Origin of the sequence: Mesorhizobium sp. M7A.F.Ca.US.010.02.1.1 (assembly GCF_004023085.1) — a bacterium.
Taxonomy (GTDB): Bacteria; Pseudomonadota; Alphaproteobacteria; order Rhizobiales; family Rhizobiaceae; genus Mesorhizobium.
Genome location: NZ_RZRV01000069.1, coordinates 1 through 18,168 on the forward strand (window position 1 = coordinate 1; position 18,168 = coordinate 18,168).

Here is an 18,168-nt window from a genome sequence, read left to right on the forward strand (position 1 = left end):
GTCATAGTGGCTGAGCTTGCGAGCGAGGCCGGCAACCCCGTGCGCTTGATAGCTCGCAACCCATTTGCGCACCGTTGCAGCATCTACGCCGTCGGCTGCACCGGCGCTCGCATAGCTCTCTTCACCATTCAAATAACGATCAACAACAGTGCGCTTCAAACTCTCGCTGTGTTTGGACATGAAAACCCCCGAAGGTGGATGTCCAACTTTCGGGGGTCAGTTCATTGTGCCGGGTTTTCTGTTTGGAACGCTGGCGGGGCAGCGCCCCTTCGAGGTTGGCTGAAGGCCCCTCGCGTCTTCGTCATCCTAGGGCGGAGCAAGGAGCGTAGCGACGCAACGCAGACCCTAGAATCCATGCCGTGACATTCGCCTTAGAATGCAACGGATCAGAATGGCGCTTGTCCCCGCGCCTGTGCTCGCTACGCTAAAACCATGACCGGTTATGTCTACATGACTGCGAGCCAGAAAGGTGGCACCCTCTATATCGGTGTCACCAACGACCCCGGTCGCCGCATGCCGGAGCACAAGTCGGGCCAAGGCTCTAATTTCACCAGCCGCTACGGTGTTCAGCGGCTGGTCTGGTAGGAGGAGTTTTTCGACATCACCGACGCGATCCAACGTGAGAAGTCCCTGAAGCGCTGGCCGCGCCAATGGAAGATCGAATTGATCGAAAAGGCCAATCCAGAGTGGTTCGAGCTGTTTCGCGGGACGGGGTGGTAACGCTCGGTTTCTTGCACCGCCGGAACATATCATCACCGTCACGGCATGGATCCTAGGGTCTGCGCCGCGTCGCTTCGCTCCTTGCTTCGCCCTAGGATGACGAAGTTATGGGGGTCCGCTGCCAATCTTGAGGGTCGGCCCTTCCAGCCTTGCCGCCATCGCTTCTCTAACTGCCAGCAGCAACCTTCAGCCACAACGCCTTCTCACCCAACGTCCCGACCATGCCGGCGTGCGCGGCGCGTTCGGCTTCGGTGAGGCGGGGCCGCAGGGGTGCCGGGCGCTGGCTGATGATGATCTCGATCTGGCGGACATTTTCGCCTTGCGCCGGCGCGGTGGCGCTGTCGAGGATAAGGGCCGCCTGCTTGCCGCCGATCAGCTCGATATAGACCTCGGCCAGCAATTCGGAATCGAGCAGGGCGCCGTGCTTGGTGCGCCTGGTGTTGTCGATGCCGTAACGCCGGCAGAGCGCATCGAGCGAATTGGGGCCCATCGGGTGCTTGCGGCGCGCCAGCGCCAGCGTGTCGACGACGAGGCCGTTGTCGATGACGGGGTGGCCCAGCCGGCCGAACTCGACGTTGAGAAAGCCGATGTCGAAGGTTGCGTTGTGGGCGACCAGCTTGGCGCCGTCGGTGAAGTCCAGCCATTCCTGCACAATCTCGGCAAAGGTCGGCTTGCCCGCGAGGTCCGCCGCGCTGATGCCGTGCACCGCCTGTGCCTCGGCATGGATCGCGCGCCCTTGCGGGTTGATGTAGTGGTGGAAGGTCTTTCCGGTCGGGAAGCGGTTGACCAGCTCGACGCCGCCCAGCTCGATCACGCGGTCGTCGCGCGAATCGAGGCCGGTGGTTTCCGTGTCGAAGATGATCTCACGCATCGAATCAGTCGCTCCAAAGGAGCAGAATCATGAGACCGGAACAAAATGGCAATGGGAAACGAAGCTGATCAGGGCAATCACTACAGGTTTGCGCTGCCCCTCATCGCCCTGCCGGGCACTTCTCCCCGTATAGTGACGGGGAGAAGGACGCCTTCGCAAAGGATTTCGCCAATCTCCTGCGTTTGCAAGAGAGTAGCCGAGGTCGCGGCCAGCTCCTTCTCCCCGTCACTATACGGGGAGAAGATGCCGGCAGGCAGATGAGGGGCGGCGCTGACGTTGACAGACGGCAGCCAGTGTCAATGGCCCGGCTTGCCGACCCCGATCAGTTCCGCAATGATCGCATTCACCTGATCCCGCGCGGCGTCCAGCCCCTGGCCGGTGTCGACCACGAAATCGGCCTGACGACGCTTTTCCGCATCCGGCACCTGCTTGGCCAGGATCGACGCCAGTTTTTCCTCGGTCATGCCTGGCCGCGCCAGCACACGCTCGCGCTGGGTCTCGGCCGATGCGGTGACGACGACGACCTTGTCGACGCGGTTGCGGCCGCCGGTTTCGAACAGCAGGGGAATATCGAGGACGGCGATCGGCGCGCCTGATCCACGATGCCTGGCCAGAAAGGCATCGGCGTCGGCGCGCACCAGCGGGTGAATGATCGCCTCGAGCCGCTTCAGCCCGGCGGCGTCGCCGAGCACGCGCGCGCCAAGTTTTGTCCGGTCGACCACCCCGGCAGATGTGGTGCCCGGAAAGGCGGCTTCGACCAGGGGCGCCGCCTTGCCGGCATAGAGGCGATGCACCGTCTCGTCGGAATCATGGACCGGCACGCCGGCGTCAGCGAACATCCTGGCCGTGGTCGACTTGCCCATGCCGATCGATCCGGTGAGGCCGAGCACGATCATGGTTTCGGCACCAGATCGGCAACGATGAGCGCGCGGAGTTCAGCTGTAACTCGCGGCCTGACGCCGAACCAGCGCTCGAAGCCGGGCGCGGCCTGATGCAGCAGCATGCCGAGGCCGTCGACCGTCTTCAGCTTTCGCGCGCGCGCTGCCGCGAGCAGCGGCGTCTCCAGCGGCACATAGACGATGTCGGTGACGATGGCATGGTCGGGCAGCCGGGCGGGATCGGCCGGCAGGCCTTCATTGCCATGCATGCCGAGCGCGGTGGTGTTGACCAGCAGGCCGGCATCGCCGAGCAGTTCATCCGTAGCCGCCATGCCATGCGCCGAGACACCGGCGCCGAAACGATCGCGCAGTTCTATAGCCCGGGAGAGCGTTCGGTTGACGATGCGGATGTCGGTCACGCCGCGCTCCTTCAGCGCATGGATGACGGCGCGCGACGCGCCGCCGGCGCCGAGCACCACCGCCGGACCCTTGCTTGCCCAGCCCGGTGCATGATCGTCGAGGTTGGCGGCAAAGCCGTGACCGTCGGTGTTGCCGCCCCACAGGACGCCATCCTCGAACCACAGCGTGTTGACGGCGCCGATTTCTTGCGCCGCCTGGTCGCGGCGTTCGGCCAATGCGAAAGCGGCTTCCTTGTGCGGGATGGTGATGTTGCCGCCGCGGTAGTCGTTTGCCTGCAACGTGTTCACGAACGCGCCAAAATCCTGCGGCGCGACATCGATGGCCTGGTAGCTCCCGTCGATGCCATGTTTGGCCAGCCAGTGGCCATGGATCTTCGGCGAGCGCGAATGCTTGACCGGATGGCCGGTGACGAAGGCCTTCTTTGACACCTCAGCCATCGATCGCTCCCAGGTCACGCAGTTCGGCGAGCAGCGGCAACAGCGGCAAGCCGACAATCGTGAAATGGTCGCCTTCGATTTTCTCGAACAATTGAATGCCTTCGCCTTCTACCTGGTAGGCGCCGACGCTGGACAGCGCCTTGGCGCCGACGCGGGCGAGATGGCGGCCGATGAAGGCCGGGTCGAGCTTGCGCATGGTCATCGAGGCGATGCCGACATGCCGCCACAAAACCCTGCCGTCGCGGACCAGAACAGCGGCGCTGTTGAGCTGATGGGTCTTGCCCGACAGAGCCAAGAGATGACGGCGTGCGCCTTCCCTATCGGCCGGCTTGTGGAACACCTCGTCGCCAAGGGACAGCGTCTGATCGCAGCCCAGCACCAGAACGCCCGGCCTGCGCTCGCTGACGTCGGTGGCCTTGGCCTCGGCCAGCACCAGGGCGACGTCCTCGGGCGAGACGCCGCTATCCTGCAAAGGCCCCTCGAGCGCCCGCTCGTCGACTTCAGCCGGCACCGCCTCGACATCGACGCCGGCATTGACGAGCATCGCCTTGCGGAACGGGCTGCCCGAAGCGAGGATGAGTTTCTCGGTCATGGTTTTAAGCGCCTGATCAATTGTCTAACCGTTGTTGAGATTCTGGCTCCAACAGAAAACCGCTGGCACCTTCGACCACCGTCACGGCATGGATCCTAGGGTCTCCGCGACGTCGCTTCGCTCCTGCTCCGCCCTAGGATGACGAAGGCGTGATGGCTTTTTTGGCCAATCGCGGATGTCGGGTTTGGCATCTGCGCTGTCGAACAGCAGCTGGCGGCTATCGCAAACCTTCGAAATTGGCCGAGACAATCCTCCCTTCGTCATCCTAGGGCGAAGCAAGGAGCGAAGCGACGCGGCGCAGACCCTAGGATCCATGCCGTGACCTTCGAACTTCGCGGCGTCGAAATAGCCGGGCAAAACCTCACCCGGCTGCTAGCCTCATTTATCTCGACTTCCCGCGCAGGGCAACGATCGCCGCCGCCGTTTCCTCGATCGAGCGGCGGCTGACGTCGATCATCGGCCAGCCATGGCGCGTGCAGATCTTGCGGGCATAGGCGAGCTCTTCGCTGATCGCCGCGCGGTCGACATAATCCGATGCCTCATACGAGCTGCTGTTGCCGAGGATGCGGTTTTGCCGGACATGCGAGATGCGCTCGGCGGTGGCGATCAGCCCGACGATCAGCGGCTTGCTGGCGGCAACCAGGCTTTCCGGCACCGGGACGCCAAGCACGATCGGGATGTTGGCGGTCTTGATGCCGCGGTTGGCGAGATAGATGCTGGTCGGCGTCTTCGACGTGCGAGAAATGCCGATCAGCACCACATCGGCATCGTCCATATTGAGCGGCAACTGGCCGTCATCATGGTCCATGGTGAAATTGAGCGCGTCGATGCGGCGGAAATATTCGGCGTCGAGGACATGCTGGGCGCCGACGCGGCGACCGGCCGGGGTGCCTAGATAGGACTGGAACACGGTCAGCACCGGCTCCAGCACCGACACGCAGGGCAGACCCATGGCCGCGCAGCGCTCGTCGATGCCGCGCGCCAGCTTCTGGTCGACGACCGTATAGAGGATGATGCCCGGTTCCTCCTCGATGTCCTCGAACACCTTCGCCACCTGCTTTTCGGTGCGGATCAGCGGATAGATATGCTCTATGGCGCGCGCGTCCTTGTACTGCGCCGAAGCTGCCCGGCCGGCGGCAAGCAGCGTTTCGCCGGTCGCGTCGGAAATCAGGTGCAGGTGGAAGAAGCTCTGGGGTTTGTTCACAGGGGTCACCTGGGGCTGTGGGCTTCTGTGGATAAAGCGGGATGAAAAGACTGGCCTGTCGGAGGCGACTGTATCAGATGGCAGTTTGTCCACAATTCGATGCGCTGTCAGCTTCGTCGGGCGACTGGGGACAAGCTTGGGGACGGCTTTTTTCGACTACGGTCCGTCCACAGGACCCGCCTTTCACCGCTGTGCCTAACACTTTGACTCGATTGATCGATTCGGAGCTATCCCCAGAACCCTACATCTGGGAAAAAGAAGCACGCGACAATATGTTGGCTGGTGTTTTCCGGGGCAAAGCGGGACAGGTGACAACCACCAGAACCAACAGACTCTTAGAATCAGAAGAATCTTAGATATAAGAATCTTTGATTATAGAAGAGGCTGGGAGAAGCGAGCGCCCGATGCCCCAGAACCGGATCATGCTAGATGTCCTGAAGGGCAAGGCTCATTTTCCGCCTCCGCTCTGGATGATGCGTCAGGCCGGGCGCTATCTGCCGGAGTATCGGGAGACACGCAGGCGAGCAGGCTCGTTCCTCGACCTCTGCTACGATCCCGACCTTGCGGTCGAAGTGACCTTGCAGCCGATCGAGCGCTTCGGCTTCGATGCCTCGATCCTGTTTTCCGATATCCTTGTCGTTCCGCATGCGCTTGGCCGTGACGTCCGCTTCGAAGAGGGCAGAGGGCCGCTGCTGACGCCGATCACCGCGCCGGAGATTTTGGCTCTGGAAGGCGGGGTGTTTCACGTGAATCTCGAACCGGTCTACGAGACGGTTCGCCGGTTGCGGGCCAAACTCCCCGAAGAGACAACCCTGATCGGCTTCTGCGGCGCGCCGTGGACGGTGGCGACCTACATGATCGCCGGCCATGGCACACCCGACCAGGCGCCGGCGCGGCTTTTTGCCTATCGCGAGCCGGTGGCGTTTCAACGACTGCTGAAGGTGCTTGCCGAACATTCGGCCGCCTATCTCATCCGCCAGATCGAGGCGGGTGCGGATGTGGTGCAGATTTTCGATTCCTGGTCCGGCGTGCTGGACGATGAAACTTTCGACCTGTTCTGCGTTCAGCCAATGGCCGAGATCGTTGGCCGGGTGCGGGCGGTTCATCCCGATGTTCCGATCATCGGTTTTCCCAAGGGCGCCGGTTCGCGCTACCGGACCTATCGGCAAAAGACCGGCGTAACGGCGCTGGGGATCGACTGGACGGTGCCCTTGGTCGCGGCGAAGGAATTGCAGCGCTCAGGTGCGGTTCAGGGCAATCTCGATCCCTTGCGGCTCGTGGCTGGCGGCAAGGCGCTGTCGGATGGCGTCGAGGCGATCCTGGGAGCGCTGGGAGACGGGCCGCTGATCTTCAACCTCGGCCACGGCATCACGCCGGAGACGCCGATCGCCCATGTCGAGGCGATGGTGAAACAGGTGCGGAGCGCGACACGCTGATGGCTCAGATGAACAACACGAACAGCACCGGCCAGGCGATGATGCGCATGATATCAGGTATCGCCGTACTGGTCGTTTTCACCGCGCTTTTGTATTTCGCGGCACCCGACAGTTTCTATCCCTGGGCCAAGGCGATCCATATCCTCGCCGTCATCTCATGGATGGCGGGCATGCTCTATCTGCCGCGGCTGCTGGTCTATCACGCCGATGCCGAGAAGGGCTCCGTGCAGTCGGAAACCTTCAAGGTGATGGAGCGGCGCCTGTTGCGGGGCATCATCAACCCGGCGATGATCGTCACCTGGGTGTTCGGCCTGTGGCTCGCCTGGAAGGGTTTTGGTTTCCACGGCGGCTGGCTGCACGCCAAGATCGGGGCGGTGCTTTTGCTGTCGGCCATGCATGGCTATCTCTCGGGCGCGGTGCGCAAATTCGCCGAGGACCGCAATGAAAAACCGGCCAGGCACTGGCGAATGGTCAACGAGATCCCCACATTGCTGATGATCGCAATCGTCATCCTGGTGGTGGTCAAGCCGTTCTGATGCATGTCGATCAAAACGGCCAGGAGCCAGCGACAGGCATTGATGCGTTTTAAGCCTTCATAGGCCACGCAAAACGCAGCTTGCTCTTTCACCCGACCGACGATAAAAGACGGGTCTTCCTTCCCGTCATGCGCCGCCCCTCGTTGTTTTCGGCCGCGCCCGGCATTTGTCGCATCCCGCCGATATTTTCCCAAAGCTTACCCAGACTCCATCTATTCAAGGTCCGTCTATGCAAGAAATGAAACTCGCCGAGTTCAAGAACAAGAAACCGCCAGAGCTGATCGCTTATGCCGAATCGCTCGAGGTCGAAAACGCCAGCGTCATGCGCAAGCAGGAGCTGATGTTTGCGATCCTGAAGAAGCTGGCCGCCCAGGAGATCGAGATCATCGGTGATGGCGTGGTCGAGGTGCTGCAGGACGGTTTCGGCTTCCTGCGCTCCGCCAACGCCAATTATCTGCCAGGTCCCGACGACATCTATATTTCGCCGTCGCAGATCCGGCGCTTTTCGCTGAAGACCGGCGATACGGTCGAAGGGCCGATCCGCAGCCCGAAAGAGGGCGAGCGCTATTTCGCGCTGCTCAAGGTCAACACCATCAATTTCGACGATCCCGAGAAGATCCGTCACAAGATCCACTTCGACAATCTGACGCCGCTCTATCCGACCAAGCGGCTGAAGATGGAAATCGAGAATGTGACCACCAAGGACATCTCGGCCCGCGTGATCGACCTCGTCGCGCCGATCGGCAAGGGACAGCGCGCTTTGATCAACGCGCAGCCGCGTACCGGCAAGACGGTTCTGATGCAGAACATCGCCCACTCGATCACCGCCAACCATCCGGAATGCTATCTGATCGTGCTTCTGATCGACGAGCGGCCGGAAGAAGTGACCGACATGCAGCGCTCGGTGAAGGGCGAGGTGATCTCCTCGACCTTCGACGAGCCGGCGGTGCGCCACGTGCAGGTCGCCGAAATGGTCATCGAAAAGGCCAAGCGCCTGGTCGAACATGGCCGCGATGTCGTCATCCTGCTCGATTCGATCACCCGCCTCGGCCGCGCCTACAACACCGTCGTGCCGTCATCCGGCAAGGTGCTGACCGGTGGTGTCGACGCCAACGCCCTGCAGCGGCCGAAGCGCTTCTTCGGCGCCGCCCGGAACATCGAGGAAGGCGGCTCGCTGACCATCATCGCCACCGCGCTGATCGATACCGGCAGCCGCATGGACGAAGTCATCTTCGAAGAGTTCAAGGGCACCGGCAACTGCGAAATCCAGCTCGACCGCAAGGTGGCTGACAAGCGCATCTATCCGGCCATGGACATCTTGAAGTCCGGCACCCGCAAGGAAGACCTGCTGGTTTCCAAGCAGGATCTGCAGAAGATCTTCGTGCTGCGTCGCATCCTGGCGCCGATGGGCACCACCGACGCGATCGAGTTCCTGATCGACAAGCTGAAGCAGACCAAGACCAATGCCGATTTCTTCGATTCGATGAATACGTAAAGGTCGGGCCGAAATCTTCCGGCCTCTGCATTGAAACCCCATTCCGGGAGACCGGGATGGGGTTTTTCATTGTCCAGCGGCAGGTCGCTTTCCCGATATCGGGCGGCTGTATGTGGCGGCAGACGATTTCGCGTTCATGCAAAGCTCGTGTCTGCAAACTGGAAGCAGCGACGTGAAGAAGACAATCCCGACCCTGATCGGCTTTTCGGCCATCCTGACCTGGTCTTTCCTGGCGCTGCTGTCGACCGCCGCGGGCTCGATCCCGCCGTTTCAGCTGGCAGCCATGACCTTCCTGCTCGGAGGGCTGGTCGGCGCCGGCAGCTGGATCTTCCGCCCAGGCGCGATCCGATCGCTGCGGCAGCCATGGCCGGTCTGGGCGATCGGCACGGCGGGACTATGCATCTACCACTGCGCCTATTTCTTTGCGATCCAGTCGGCGCCGCCGGTCGAGGTCAGCCTGATCGCCTATCTCTGGCCATTGCTGATCGTCGTCTTTGCAGCCTTCCTGCCCGGTGAAAGGCTCCGGGTTCATCACATCGTCGGCGTCGTTCTAGGGCTTGCCGGCGCCATCGTGGTGATCACCAAGGGCGGCAATGTCGGCCTAGCCAATGGGGTGATGAAGGGCCATGTCATCGCGCTCTTCTGCGCCTTCATCTGGGCTGGCTATTCCGTCCTGTCACGCCGCTTCGGCCAGGTGCCGACGGATGTCGTGGCCGGTTATTGCTTCATCACGGCGGCGGTCGCTTTCTCGCTGCACCTGATGCTTGAGACCACGGTCTGGCCGCAGACGCCGACGCAGTGGACGGCTATCGTCATTCTGGGCACGATTCCTCTGGGAGCCGGCTTCTACGCCTGGGATTTTGGCTGCAAGCACGGTGACATCATGATCCTTGGCGCCCTGTCCTACGCCGCGCCGCTGTTGTCGGTCATCGTGCTGTTGCTGGCAGGCTTTGGTGTGTTTCACTGGTCGGTGGCGCTCGCCTGCGTGCTGATCACCATCGGTGCGGTGATCGCCGCCAAGGATTTGCTGTTCAAGCGCCGGCCGGCTGGTTCTTCGACCGAGGCGTTCTCCGAGCCGGCGCAAGGCGCCTGACCTATTGGTGGTTGAGAAGGCGTTCCAGCTCTTCGGGATCCGTGACGGCGGGAAGACAAACCTGGCCGGTGCAGAGCCAGGCGCCCGCTTTATCGGTCGGCGGCAGCATCCCGCCGGGTAGCAAGGGTCGATTCGTATCCGTACCGATCGGCACGATGATGTCCACCCGCCTTGGATCCGGGTTTTGATTCGCAACCGGAACGAGCTTTGGATAGCCCAGCGTATCGACGATGACCAGTTTGAGCGGCTCGATCGCCAGCGCGCAGGCGTTGACGATGCCGGCCTGGCCATAGGCTTGGTTTGCGGCACGGCCGGCGGCATGTTCGGCGACCTCCCAGGCTTTCTCGTGCAGCTCGAGATCGCCGGTGACGGAGGCGAGCCGGACCAGTGCTTCGATGATTTGGCCGGTGGCGGACGGAATGGCCTCGTCGACATCGCCGCGGATGCGGATCGGCACGTCGGTGCTGTCCGAGGCAGTCAGGTAATAACCTGCCTTTTCGGTATCGGCGTGCCAATGGTCGAGCTGCTCGACAAACTGGCCGGCCTGGTCGACATAGCTCCAATCCCCAGTGGCCTCGAACAGCGAGATGGCTGCGTTGGTCATGGCGGCATAGTCGCTGGACAAAGCAGGAAACAGTTTTCTGGCGCCGAGCATCGAATGCGGCAAGCGGCCGTCGCGGCTGGCAGCGCGGATATGGGCAAAGGCTTTTGCCGCCGCATCGATCCAGTCAGGCCGCGCCAGCGACCGGCCGGCTTCTGCAATCGCCGCGATCATCTGGCCGTTCCAGTCGGTGAGGGTCTTTGCGTCAAGGCCGGGCCTGACCCGCTCTTCCCGGACTGCAAGGAGTTTCCCCTTGAGCGGGCTGATCTCTTCGCGATCGATCACATATTGCGATTGCTGGGACAGGGTTTGGTGAACAACCGGCTTGCCTTCCCAGCCATGCGGGCTGGAGAGCGTGAAGTGATTGACAAACAAGGCGGAATCGTCACCGAGTGCGGCCTCGACCTCGTCTTTGCTCCAAGTGTAGAACAGCCCTTCCTCGCCGTCGCTGTCGGCGTCGAGACTGGCGGCAAATGCGCCGCCGTCGACGCGCATTTCGCGCAGCAGCCAGTCGATCGTCTCTTCGATTCGGACCCGGAACAACTCGTTGCCGCTTGCGGCATAGGCCCAGTTGCAGAAGCGGATCAGCTGGGCATTGTCGTAAAGCATCTTTTCGAAATGCGGCACCAGCCATTCGGCGTCGGTCGAGTAACGGCTGAGCCCGCCGCCGATATGGTCGTAGATGCCGCCGCTCACCATCTGCTCAAGACTGAGTAGGACGTCGTCGCGGTGGCTGGCGTTGCCGTCGCGCAGCCAGGACAGCCACAGCGTTTGCATGAACGGCGCATTGGGGAATTTCGGCGCGCCGCGCAGGCCGCCGAGATCGCGGTCGATCATGCCGTCTATACCCTTGGCAAGCTCAGCCAGCGTGCCGCGATCGAGCCCTGTTTTCGCATGCGAGCCGGCAAGCCGCGCCTCGACATGTAAGGTCAGGCCGTCGGCACTCTGGTTGAGGCTCGCCCGCTTCTCGCGCCAGGCCTTGTCCACCGCCTCCATCACCTGGATGAAACCGGGGCGGCCATAGCGTGGCTCGCGCGGAAAATAGGTGCCGCCCCAGAACGGCTTGCCGTCCGGCGTCAGGAACATGGTCAGCGGCCAGCCGCCTTGCTCGCCCATGGCGGAGAGTGCAGCCATATAGATCTGGTCGATGTCGGGACGCTCCTCGCGGTCGACCTTGATATTGACGAACAGACGGTTCATGACGGCGGCGACACCATCGTTCTCGAAGCTTTCATGCGCCATGACGTGGCACCAGTGGCAGGCGGCATAGCCGACCGAGAGCAGGATCGGCCTGTCCAGCGCCTTCGCCTCCTCGAGCGAAGCCGGCGACCAGGCGCGCCAGTGCACGGGATTGCCGCTGTGCTGCTGCAGATAGGGGCTTGCTTCTTCAGCGAGCAGGTTTTGCGCGGGCAACGTCACGATGGGCAAACTCGGATGGGTCGGATAGGCGTAAAGCTAGGGCGGTTCGGTAGAGCGGGCAAATGATTTCAGGCGGTTCCATCGTAGCGCTGTCGAGCGGCCGGCTTCCGGCCGGGGTTGGCGTCATCCGCATTTCCGGCCCGCAGACTCGATTCGTAGTCGAAACGATTGCCGGCAGCATGGTTAAGGACCGCTCGGCAGTTCTGCGCCGATTCAGGGCACCCGACGGGACCTTGCTCGACACCGGCCTGGTCGTTTTCTTTCGCGGTCCGGCCAGTTTCACCGGCGAGGACGTTGCGGAATTCCATGTTCACGGCGGTCGTGCCGTTGTGGCAAAAATGCTGGAGACGATCGCAGGCCTTGACGGCGTCAGGCACGCGGAACCCGGCGAATTCACGCGCCGGGCCTTTCTCAACGGCAAGGTCGACCTTGTCGAGACCGAGGCACTGGCGGATCTCGTCAACGCCGAGACCGAGGCGCAGCGGCGTTTTGCCGTTCAAAATGCCGAAGGCGTTCAGAGCGAACTCTATCTCGGCTGGCGCCGCAGACTGATCCATGCCCGCGCCATGATCGAGGCGGAAATCGATTTCGCCGATGAGGACGATGTCCCCGGTTCCGTTTCGGATACGGTCTGGTCCGATGTCAGGACGATGATCGGCGAGATCGATCGCCACATCGCCGGGTTTCGCGCCGCCGAGATCATTCGCGACGGCTTCGAGGTCGTGATCCTTGGCGCGCCCAACGCCGGTAAGTCGAGTCTGTTCAATGCCCTGGCCCGGCGGGATGCCGCTATAGTAACGGATGAACCCGGCACGACGCGGGATCTGCTTGAAGTGACACTTGATCTCCAGGGGCTGCGGGTCCGGCTTACCGATACGGCCGGGCTGCGCGATGCGCCGGGGAAGGTCGAGGCGATCGGCATCGAGAAGGCGAGGGCCAAGGCGCATGGCGCCGATCTCTTGCTGTTGCTGCAGGATGTTACGAATCCTGGGGATATTCGTTCATTGCCGACCGCGGCGCCGACCTTGCGCGTTGGCACCAAGCGCGATCTGCTGGAAGACCGCGCGGCGAGCGGGGCGATGGAAGACTACAACCTTGTCATTTCGGTAAAAAACGGGACGGGCGTGGAGAGACTGCTGGCGGAAATCGGCCGGCGAGCTGCCGAAGCAGCCGGGAGCGTCGGTGATGTTTTGCCATCGCGCCTGCGCCACGTCGAATTGCTTGGCGCAGCGAATAGGCACCTGCTTCGTGCAACCGACGGCCAGACTGTCGGGCAGGAATTGCGCGCCGAAGAGTTGCGGCTTGCCGCGGATCGCCTGGGCCGTATTGTCGGCGCCATCGACGTCGAGGAGATGCTGGATGTGATTTTCTCACAGTTCTGTATTGGGAAATGACTCACGTGAAACAGTGCGGTGTATCGCTTCGTCATCCACGGGCGAAGCAAGGAGCGCAGCGACGCAGCGCAGACCCAAGGATCCATGCCGCGACATCAAAGCAGCGGCCACGATGCAGAATTCTGCTCCGCTGTACTCTTTGGCCAAGGTCACGGCATGGATCCTCGGGTCTCCGCGACGCCGATTCGCGGACGCTCCGCCCGTGGATGACGAAGGCGGGGAGGCTTCGTCTGGGCCACCGCGCTGCGCTGCCTGTGTGACTCACGTGAAACGCGTCAGGCGGCCTTGGTGACTCACGTGAAACATGGAGCTGACAGCCCGCAAGGTTGTTTCACGTGAAACGACCCGCGGAGTTTTCTTGACAGCAAAGCCTCACGGGGACATGTGTCCCTGATTCATTTGAGTCTAGGACGTTTGGAAATGACCAATCACTATGATGTGGTTGTGGTGGGCGGTGGCCACGCCGGGTGCGAGGCGGCCAGCGCTGCAGCGCGCGCCGGTGCGAAGACCGCTTTGGTGACGCTGCGTTTCGACACGATCGGGGTCATGTCGTGCAATCCGGCGATCGGCGGGCTCGGCAAGGGTCACCTGGTCCGCGAGATCGATGCTATGGACGGCTTGATGGGGCGGGTGGCGGATGCTGCCGGTATCCAGTTCCGCCTGCTCAACCGCCGCAAGGGCCCAGCAGTACGCGGGCCGCGCACGCAGGCCGACCGAAAGCTCTATCGCCTCGCCATGCAGGAAGCGATTCGGCAGCAGAAAGATCTCGACGTGGTCGAAGGCGAGGTTCTGGACTTCGAAATCGACGATGGGCAGATCGTGGCCGTTCTCCTGGCCGATGGAAGGCGGCTTGCCTGTGGCGCTGTCGTTTTGACGACCGGAACTTTCCTGCGCGGACTTATCCATATCGGCGAGAAGAAGATTGTTGCCGGCCGCATGAACGAGCAGGCCAGCCTTGGGCTCTCGGCGACGATGGATCGCGCGGGCTTCAAGCTCGGCCGTCTGAAGACCGGCACGCCGCCACGGCTCGACGGCCGGACCATCGACTGGGCGTCGCTGGAAAGCCAAGCGGCGGATGAGAATCCTGTGCCGTTCTCGCTGATGACGGACCGAGTCACCACGCCGCAGATCGAGTGCGGCATCACCCGCACGACGACGGCCACGCATGAGCTGATCCGCGCCAATCTTGACCGGTCGGCCATGTATTCCGGCTCGATCGAGGGCGTTGGGCCGCGCTACTGCCCGTCGATCGAGGACAAGATCGTCAAGTTCGGCGACAGGGACGGGCACCAGATCTTTCTGGAGCCGGAAGGGCTGGACGATGATACCGTTTATCCCAATGGTATTTCGACCTCGCTGCCCGAAGACGTACAGCTCGATATATTGAAAACCATTCCGGGGCTGGAGCGCGCAACCATGCTGCAGCCCGGCTATGCCATCGAGTATGATCACGTCGATCCGCGCGAACTGCATCAGACGCTGGAGACGAAGCGCATCAGTGGTCTTTTCCTCGCCGGGCAGATCAACGGCACGACCGGCTATGAGGAAGCAGCCGGGCAAGGCCTGCTCGCAGGCCTCAATGCGGCGCGGCGGGCGGCGGGGAGCGAGCAGATCGTGCTCAGCCGCACCGAAGCCTATATTGGGGTGATGGTCGACGACCTGACCAGCCGCGGCATCAGCGAACCCTACCGGATGTTCACCTCTCGGGCCGAATTCCGGCTGTCGCTGCGTGCCGACAATGCGGATGAACGACTGACGCCTCTGGCTGCGAAGCTGGGCATCGCTTCGGCACAGCGCATGCAACGCTACGGGCAGGTCATGCAAAGCCTGGATGAGGCGCGGGACTTGGCGAAGTCGCTCGCCCTGACGCCGAACGAGGCGGCGCGACACGGGCTGGACATCAACCGGGATGGCGTGCGCCGGTCCGGCTATGAATTGCTGTCCTATCCTGACGTCGATGTCGCTTGGCTGGCCGGCGTCGATCCGCGCTTTGCGGCGATCGACGGCAAGACGGCGGAGCGCCTCGAGACGGAAGCGAAGTATTCTGTCTATCTCGACCGCCAGAAGACTGACGTGGCGCAAATCCGGCATGAGGAGAGCCGGCTTATCCCCGAGACGGTCGATTTCGCCGGAGTGCCGGGTCTGTCGAACGAGCTGAAGCAGAAGATGCAGGCGCGGCGGCCGCGCTCCATCGCCGATGCCCAGCGCATGGAAGGCATGACGCCGGCGGCGCTGGCGATTATCGTCGCGCATGTCCGTCACGCGGAGAGCGCCCAGCGCCCACAAAAGGATGTTGCGTGAGTTCTTTTTCCCTGGAGAGCCTGCAGGATGCGGCAGGCCCGGTTTCACGTGAAACATTCGATCGGCTGGTGGCGTTCGAGCAGATGTTCCAGAAATGGAATCGCAGGATCAATCTCGTGGCGCAATCCACGTCGGGCGATGTCTGGCAGCGCCATATCCTGGACAGCGCGCAGTTGGCGCGAATCGAGCCTCGGGCGACGCGCTGGGTCGATCTCGGTTCGGGCGGCGGATTTCCGGGCCTTGTCATGGCTTTTCTGCTTGTAGAGCGTGACGGCGCCAGCATCGATTTGGTTGAAAGCAATCGCAAAAAAGCATCCTTCCTGCAGGCTGTCGTCGGGCAGTTCAGGCTGCCGGCGCGGGTGGTGGCGCACCGCATCGATGACAGCCATGCGCTTGTTTCGACACCGCAAATCGTCACGGCGCGGGCGCTGGCCTCGCTTTCGATGCTGCTGGACCTGTCGGCGCCATGGCTGACGTCAGGCGCGCGGGGCCTGTTCCACAAAGGCCGGGATTACCGCACCGAAGTACAAGAAAGCGTTCACCGATGGTCCTTCGATCTGGTAGAACATCCAAGTGTGACCGACCCGCATGGGGTCATCCTTGAACTGTCCAACCTGCGATCTGTCTGATCCGCGACGTGTCAGACGCTTTGGCGACCCAAAATGAACTTCTGGCATAGACCCATGATGAAGAATGGCCCCCGAATCATCACCGTAGCCAACCAGAAGGGCGGTGTCGGCAAGACCACCACCGCCATCAATCTGGCCACCGCGCTGGCCGCGATCGGCGAAAAGGTGCTGATCGTCGATCTCGATCCGCAGGGAAATGCCAGCACCGGCCTCGGCATCGATCGCAAGGACCGGACTGTGTCCTCCTATGACGTGTTGACCGGCGAACTGGAGCTGGAAGCCGCGGCCATCCCGACGGCGGTGCCCGGCCTGTCGATCGTGCCGTCGACGCTCGATCTGCTCGGCATCGAAATGGAGATCGCCTCCGCGCCCGACCGGGTGCTCAAGCTGCGCAATGCGTTGCGCGCCGCGACCGAGCGCGGCGCGCCGTTCGGCTATGTGCTGATCGACTGCCCGCCATCGCTCAACCTTTTGACTCTGAATTCAATGGCTGCGGCCGATTCTGTTCTTGTACCGCTGCAATGCGAGTTTTTCGCGCTCGAAGGTCTCAGCCAGTTGCTGGAGACGGTCGAACAGGTGCGCCGCTCGATCAACCCGGATCTCACCATCCAGGGCATCGTGCTGACCATGTATGACGGCCGCAACAATCTCGCCAACCAGGTGGTGCAGGATGTGCGGGCGCATATGGGCGACAAGGTCTACGAGACCGTCATTCCGCGCAATGTGCGGGTGTCCGAGGCGCCGTCCTACGGCAAGCCGGCGATCCTCTATGATTTGAAGTGCTCCGGCAGTCAGGCCTATCTGCAATTGGCGTCGGAAGTGATCCGCCGCGAGCGCAAGTTGCGCGCCGCTTGATTAGGCTGGATGCATAGCTAAGAGCCGATTCGATACCGAAACGATTTGGAATAGCCAACTGGAATAAAGATGAGCGAAGACCTTTCAAGAAAGAGACTGGGGCGTGGGCTGGCAGCGCTGATCGGAGAGATCGATCGTCCGGCAGTCCCCGAAAAGCCTGGCATGAGCGCCGACGGCAAGGTGCCGATCGAGTTCCTGAACCCCAACCCGAAAAATCCGCGCCGGCATTTCGGCGATGCCGAGCTGACCGACCTTGCCCAGTCGATCCGCGAACACGGCGTCGTCCAGCCGGTGGTGGCGCGGCCTTCGCCGACGCAGGCCGGCCGCTACGAGATCATTGCCGGCGAACGGCGCTGGCGCGCGGCGCAGCGCGCCGGGCTGTCCGAGATTCCGGTCATCATCCGCGAGGTCAACGACCGCACCGCGCTCGAACTGGCGATCATCGAGAACGTCCAGCGCACCGATCTCAATGCGGTCGAGGAGGCGCTTGGTTATCAGCAGCTGATCGACGAGCACGGCTACACCCAGGCCGATCTCGGCCAGGTGATCGGCAAGAGCCGCAGCCATGTCGCCAACACGCTCAGGCTCTTGAAGCTGCCCGACGTGATCCGCGACATGCTGGTCGACGGCGCGCTGTCGGCGGGTCATGCCCGCACGCTGGTGACGGCGGAAGATCCGGCCGGCCTTGCCAAGCGCATCGTCGAAGAGGGCCTTTCGGTGCGCCAGGCCGAAGCGCTGGCGCAGATGCCGGCCGGCACCAGCAGCGCCAGGGAAGCCAAGCCGGCGCCAAGTCCTGACGAAAAGGACGCCGACACGCTGGCGCTGGAGAAGCTGTTGACCGACACGATCGGCATGATTGTGTCGGTGGATCACAAGGGCAAGGGCGGCGTGCTGCGGGTTTCGTACCGGTCGCTGGAACAGCTTGATGAGCTGTGCCGCAGGCTGAAGCAAGATCGGTAATTAGCCGGCGAATTAACTCCTGGCTTAAGGTCCAGCTGAGCTGGTTGGCACGGGCTTAAGAGGCATAAAGGGCTGGCGGTTGCCGGCCCTTCTCTTTGCGGCGCCTATGTTTGGCGAACGCGGCGAAGCTGCCAATCTCCCCCCCTCGTGGGCAGGGCTATCGCATATGGATTCTTGCGAAGAAGAACCCCACCCTAACCCTCCCCACAAGGGGGAGGGAACGCTGCCGCGTGCCTTTAATTCTTCTTGGCGCCGAAAAGACAGGCGATGCTCCTGGGCCAGCGCCAACGGAAGTCTCCCTCCCCCTTGTGGGGAGGGGTTAGGGGT

The 18,168-nt window shown here is 62.4% G+C and carries 16 protein-coding genes and 1 pseudogene; 10 read left to right on the forward strand and 7 right to left on the reverse strand.

Annotated elements, in window-relative coordinates:
- A partial coding sequence (locus tag EOA19_RS33420; RefSeq protein WP_164893027.1) for a helix-turn-helix domain-containing protein occupies nt 1-180 on the reverse strand: 180 nt, incomplete at its 3' end.
- Between the two features lie 252 nt (nt 181-432).
- Here EOA19_RS33420 and EOA19_RS33425 point away from each other — a divergent pair.
- Nucleotides 433-720, forward strand: a pseudogene (locus EOA19_RS33425) (GIY-YIG nuclease family protein).
- A gap of 166 nt (nt 721-886) precedes the next feature.
- Here the strand turns inward: EOA19_RS33425 and dnaQ are convergent.
- The 5 genes from dnaQ to EOA19_RS33455 all read right to left on the reverse strand — a co-directional run bounded on the left by dnaQ (nt 887) and on the right by EOA19_RS33455 (nt 5,122).
- On the reverse strand, nt 887-1,591 hold the full coding sequence (dnaQ, locus tag EOA19_RS33430; protein WP_023813418.1) for a DNA polymerase III subunit epsilon: 705 nt from the start codon (nt 1,589-1,591) through the stop codon (nt 887-889).
- 296 nt (nt 1,592-1,887) lie between these two features.
- Nucleotides 1,888-2,487 (reverse strand): dephospho-CoA kinase, encoded by a 600-nt coding sequence (coaE, locus tag EOA19_RS33440; RefSeq protein WP_023813417.1) that lies wholly within the window; start codon nt 2,485-2,487, stop codon nt 1,888-1,890.
- On the reverse strand, nt 2,484-3,326 hold the full coding sequence (locus tag EOA19_RS33445) for a shikimate dehydrogenase (protein WP_023813416.1): 843 nt from the start codon (nt 3,324-3,326) through the stop codon (nt 2,484-2,486). The genes coaE and EOA19_RS33445 overlap by 4 nt, the downstream gene beginning before the upstream one ends.
- The gene (locus EOA19_RS33450; RefSeq protein WP_023813415.1) at nt 3,319-3,918 is read right to left on the reverse strand and encodes a Maf-like protein; all 600 of its coding nucleotides are present in this window, start codon (nt 3,916-3,918) and stop codon (nt 3,319-3,321) included. The genes EOA19_RS33445 and EOA19_RS33450 overlap by 8 nt, the downstream gene beginning before the upstream one ends.
- 382 nt (nt 3,919-4,300) lie before the next feature.
- A complete protein-coding gene (locus EOA19_RS33455; RefSeq protein WP_023813414.1) occupies nt 4,301-5,122 on the reverse strand; it encodes a pyruvate, water dikinase regulatory protein in 822 nt (273 codons plus the stop codon).
- A 404-nt stretch (nt 5,123-5,526) separates the two neighbouring features.
- Between EOA19_RS33455 and hemE the strand changes: the two genes are divergently transcribed.
- From hemE to EOA19_RS33475, 4 genes are all read left to right on the forward strand, one after another.
- Nucleotides 5,527-6,558, forward strand: coding sequence for a uroporphyrinogen decarboxylase (hemE, locus tag EOA19_RS33460; RefSeq protein ID WP_128305990.1), 1,032 nt, complete (start codon nt 5,527-5,529; stop codon nt 6,556-6,558).
- Entirely contained in the window at nt 6,558-7,094 is a 537-nt protein-coding gene (gene hemJ / locus EOA19_RS33465; RefSeq protein WP_023813412.1) for a protoporphyrinogen oxidase HemJ, read from the forward strand. Before hemE ends, hemJ begins: the two co-directional genes overlap by 1 nt.
- 229 nt (nt 7,095-7,323) lie before the next feature.
- Nucleotides 7,324-8,589 (forward strand): transcription termination factor Rho, encoded by a 1,266-nt coding sequence (gene rho / locus EOA19_RS33470; RefSeq protein ID WP_013528732.1) that lies wholly within the window; start codon nt 7,324-7,326, stop codon nt 8,587-8,589.
- A gap of 172 nt (nt 8,590-8,761) precedes the next feature.
- The gene (locus EOA19_RS33475) at nt 8,762-9,682 is read left to right on the forward strand and encodes an EamA family transporter (protein ID WP_128305991.1); all 921 of its coding nucleotides are present in this window, start codon (nt 8,762-8,764) and stop codon (nt 9,680-9,682) included.
- Between the two features lies 1 nt (nt 9,683).
- Here EOA19_RS33475 and EOA19_RS33480 read toward each other — a convergent pair whose 3' ends face one another.
- Nucleotides 9,684-11,702: a thioredoxin domain-containing protein gene (locus EOA19_RS33480; RefSeq protein WP_128305992.1), complete on the reverse strand. Its 2,019-nt coding sequence runs from the start codon at nt 11,700-11,702 to the stop codon at nt 9,684-9,686.
- 62 nt (nt 11,703-11,764) lie between these two features.
- On the opposite strand from EOA19_RS33480, the gene mnmE reads away from it, so the two are divergent.
- The 5 genes from mnmE (at nt 11,765) to EOA19_RS33505 (ending at nt 17,841) form a co-directional block, all read left to right on the forward strand.
- On the forward strand, nt 11,765-13,096 hold the full coding sequence (gene mnmE, locus EOA19_RS33485; RefSeq protein ID WP_128305993.1) for a tRNA uridine-5-carboxymethylaminomethyl(34) synthesis GTPase MnmE: 1,332 nt from the start codon (nt 11,765-11,767) through the stop codon (nt 13,094-13,096).
- A gap of 420 nt (nt 13,097-13,516) precedes the next feature.
- Nucleotides 13,517-15,397, forward strand: coding sequence for a tRNA uridine-5-carboxymethylaminomethyl(34) synthesis enzyme MnmG (mnmG, locus tag EOA19_RS33490; RefSeq protein ID WP_128305994.1), 1,881 nt, complete (start codon nt 13,517-13,519; stop codon nt 15,395-15,397).
- Nucleotides 15,394-16,026: a 16S rRNA (guanine(527)-N(7))-methyltransferase RsmG gene (gene rsmG, locus EOA19_RS33495; RefSeq protein WP_128305995.1), complete on the forward strand. Its 633-nt coding sequence runs from the start codon at nt 15,394-15,396 to the stop codon at nt 16,024-16,026. Before mnmG ends, rsmG begins: the two co-directional genes overlap by 4 nt.
- 54 nt (nt 16,027-16,080) lie before the next feature.
- Nucleotides 16,081-16,881, forward strand: a complete 801-nt coding sequence (locus EOA19_RS33500) for a ParA family protein (protein ID WP_013528736.1) — start codon at nt 16,081-16,083, stop codon at nt 16,879-16,881.
- A 69-nt stretch (nt 16,882-16,950) separates the two neighbouring features.
- Nucleotides 16,951-17,841, forward strand: a complete 891-nt coding sequence (locus tag EOA19_RS33505; RefSeq protein WP_128305996.1) for a ParB/RepB/Spo0J family partition protein — start codon at nt 16,951-16,953, stop codon at nt 17,839-17,841.
- The last annotated feature ends 327 nt before the right edge of the window (nt 17,842-18,168 follow it).

What these genes read in the sequence shown, in the direction of transcription:
- dnaQ (WP_023813418.1), bottom strand. Translation starts at nt 1,591, where the DNA reads ATGCGTGAGATCATCTTCGACACGGAAACCACCGGCCTCGATTCGCGC.
- coaE (WP_023813417.1), bottom strand. Translation starts at nt 2,487, where the DNA reads ATGATCGTGCTCGGCCTCACCGGATCGATCGGCATGGGCAAGTCGACC.
- EOA19_RS33445 (WP_023813416.1), bottom strand. Translation starts at nt 3,326, where the DNA reads ATGGCTGAGGTGTCAAAGAAGGCCTTCGTCACCGGCCATCCGGTCAAG.
- EOA19_RS33450 (WP_023813415.1), bottom strand. Translation starts at nt 3,918, where the DNA reads ATGACCGAGAAACTCATCCTCGCTTCGGGCAGCCCGTTCCGCAAGGCG.
- hemE (WP_128305990.1), top strand. Translation starts at nt 5,527, where the DNA reads ATGCCCCAGAACCGGATCATGCTAGATGTCCTGAAGGGCAAGGCTCAT.
- hemJ (WP_023813412.1), top strand. Translation starts at nt 6,558, where the DNA reads ATGGCTCAGATGAACAACACGAACAGCACCGGCCAGGCGATGATGCGC.
- rho (WP_013528732.1), top strand. Translation starts at nt 7,324, where the DNA reads ATGCAAGAAATGAAACTCGCCGAGTTCAAGAACAAGAAACCGCCAGAG.
- mnmE (WP_128305993.1), top strand. Translation starts at nt 11,765, where the DNA reads ATGATTTCAGGCGGTTCCATCGTAGCGCTGTCGAGCGGCCGGCTTCCG.
- mnmG (WP_128305994.1), top strand. Translation starts at nt 13,517, where the DNA reads ATGACCAATCACTATGATGTGGTTGTGGTGGGCGGTGGCCACGCCGGG.
- EOA19_RS33500 (WP_013528736.1), top strand. Translation starts at nt 16,081, where the DNA reads ATGATGAAGAATGGCCCCCGAATCATCACCGTAGCCAACCAGAAGGGC.
- EOA19_RS33505 (WP_128305996.1), top strand. Translation starts at nt 16,951, where the DNA reads ATGAGCGAAGACCTTTCAAGAAAGAGACTGGGGCGTGGGCTGGCAGCG.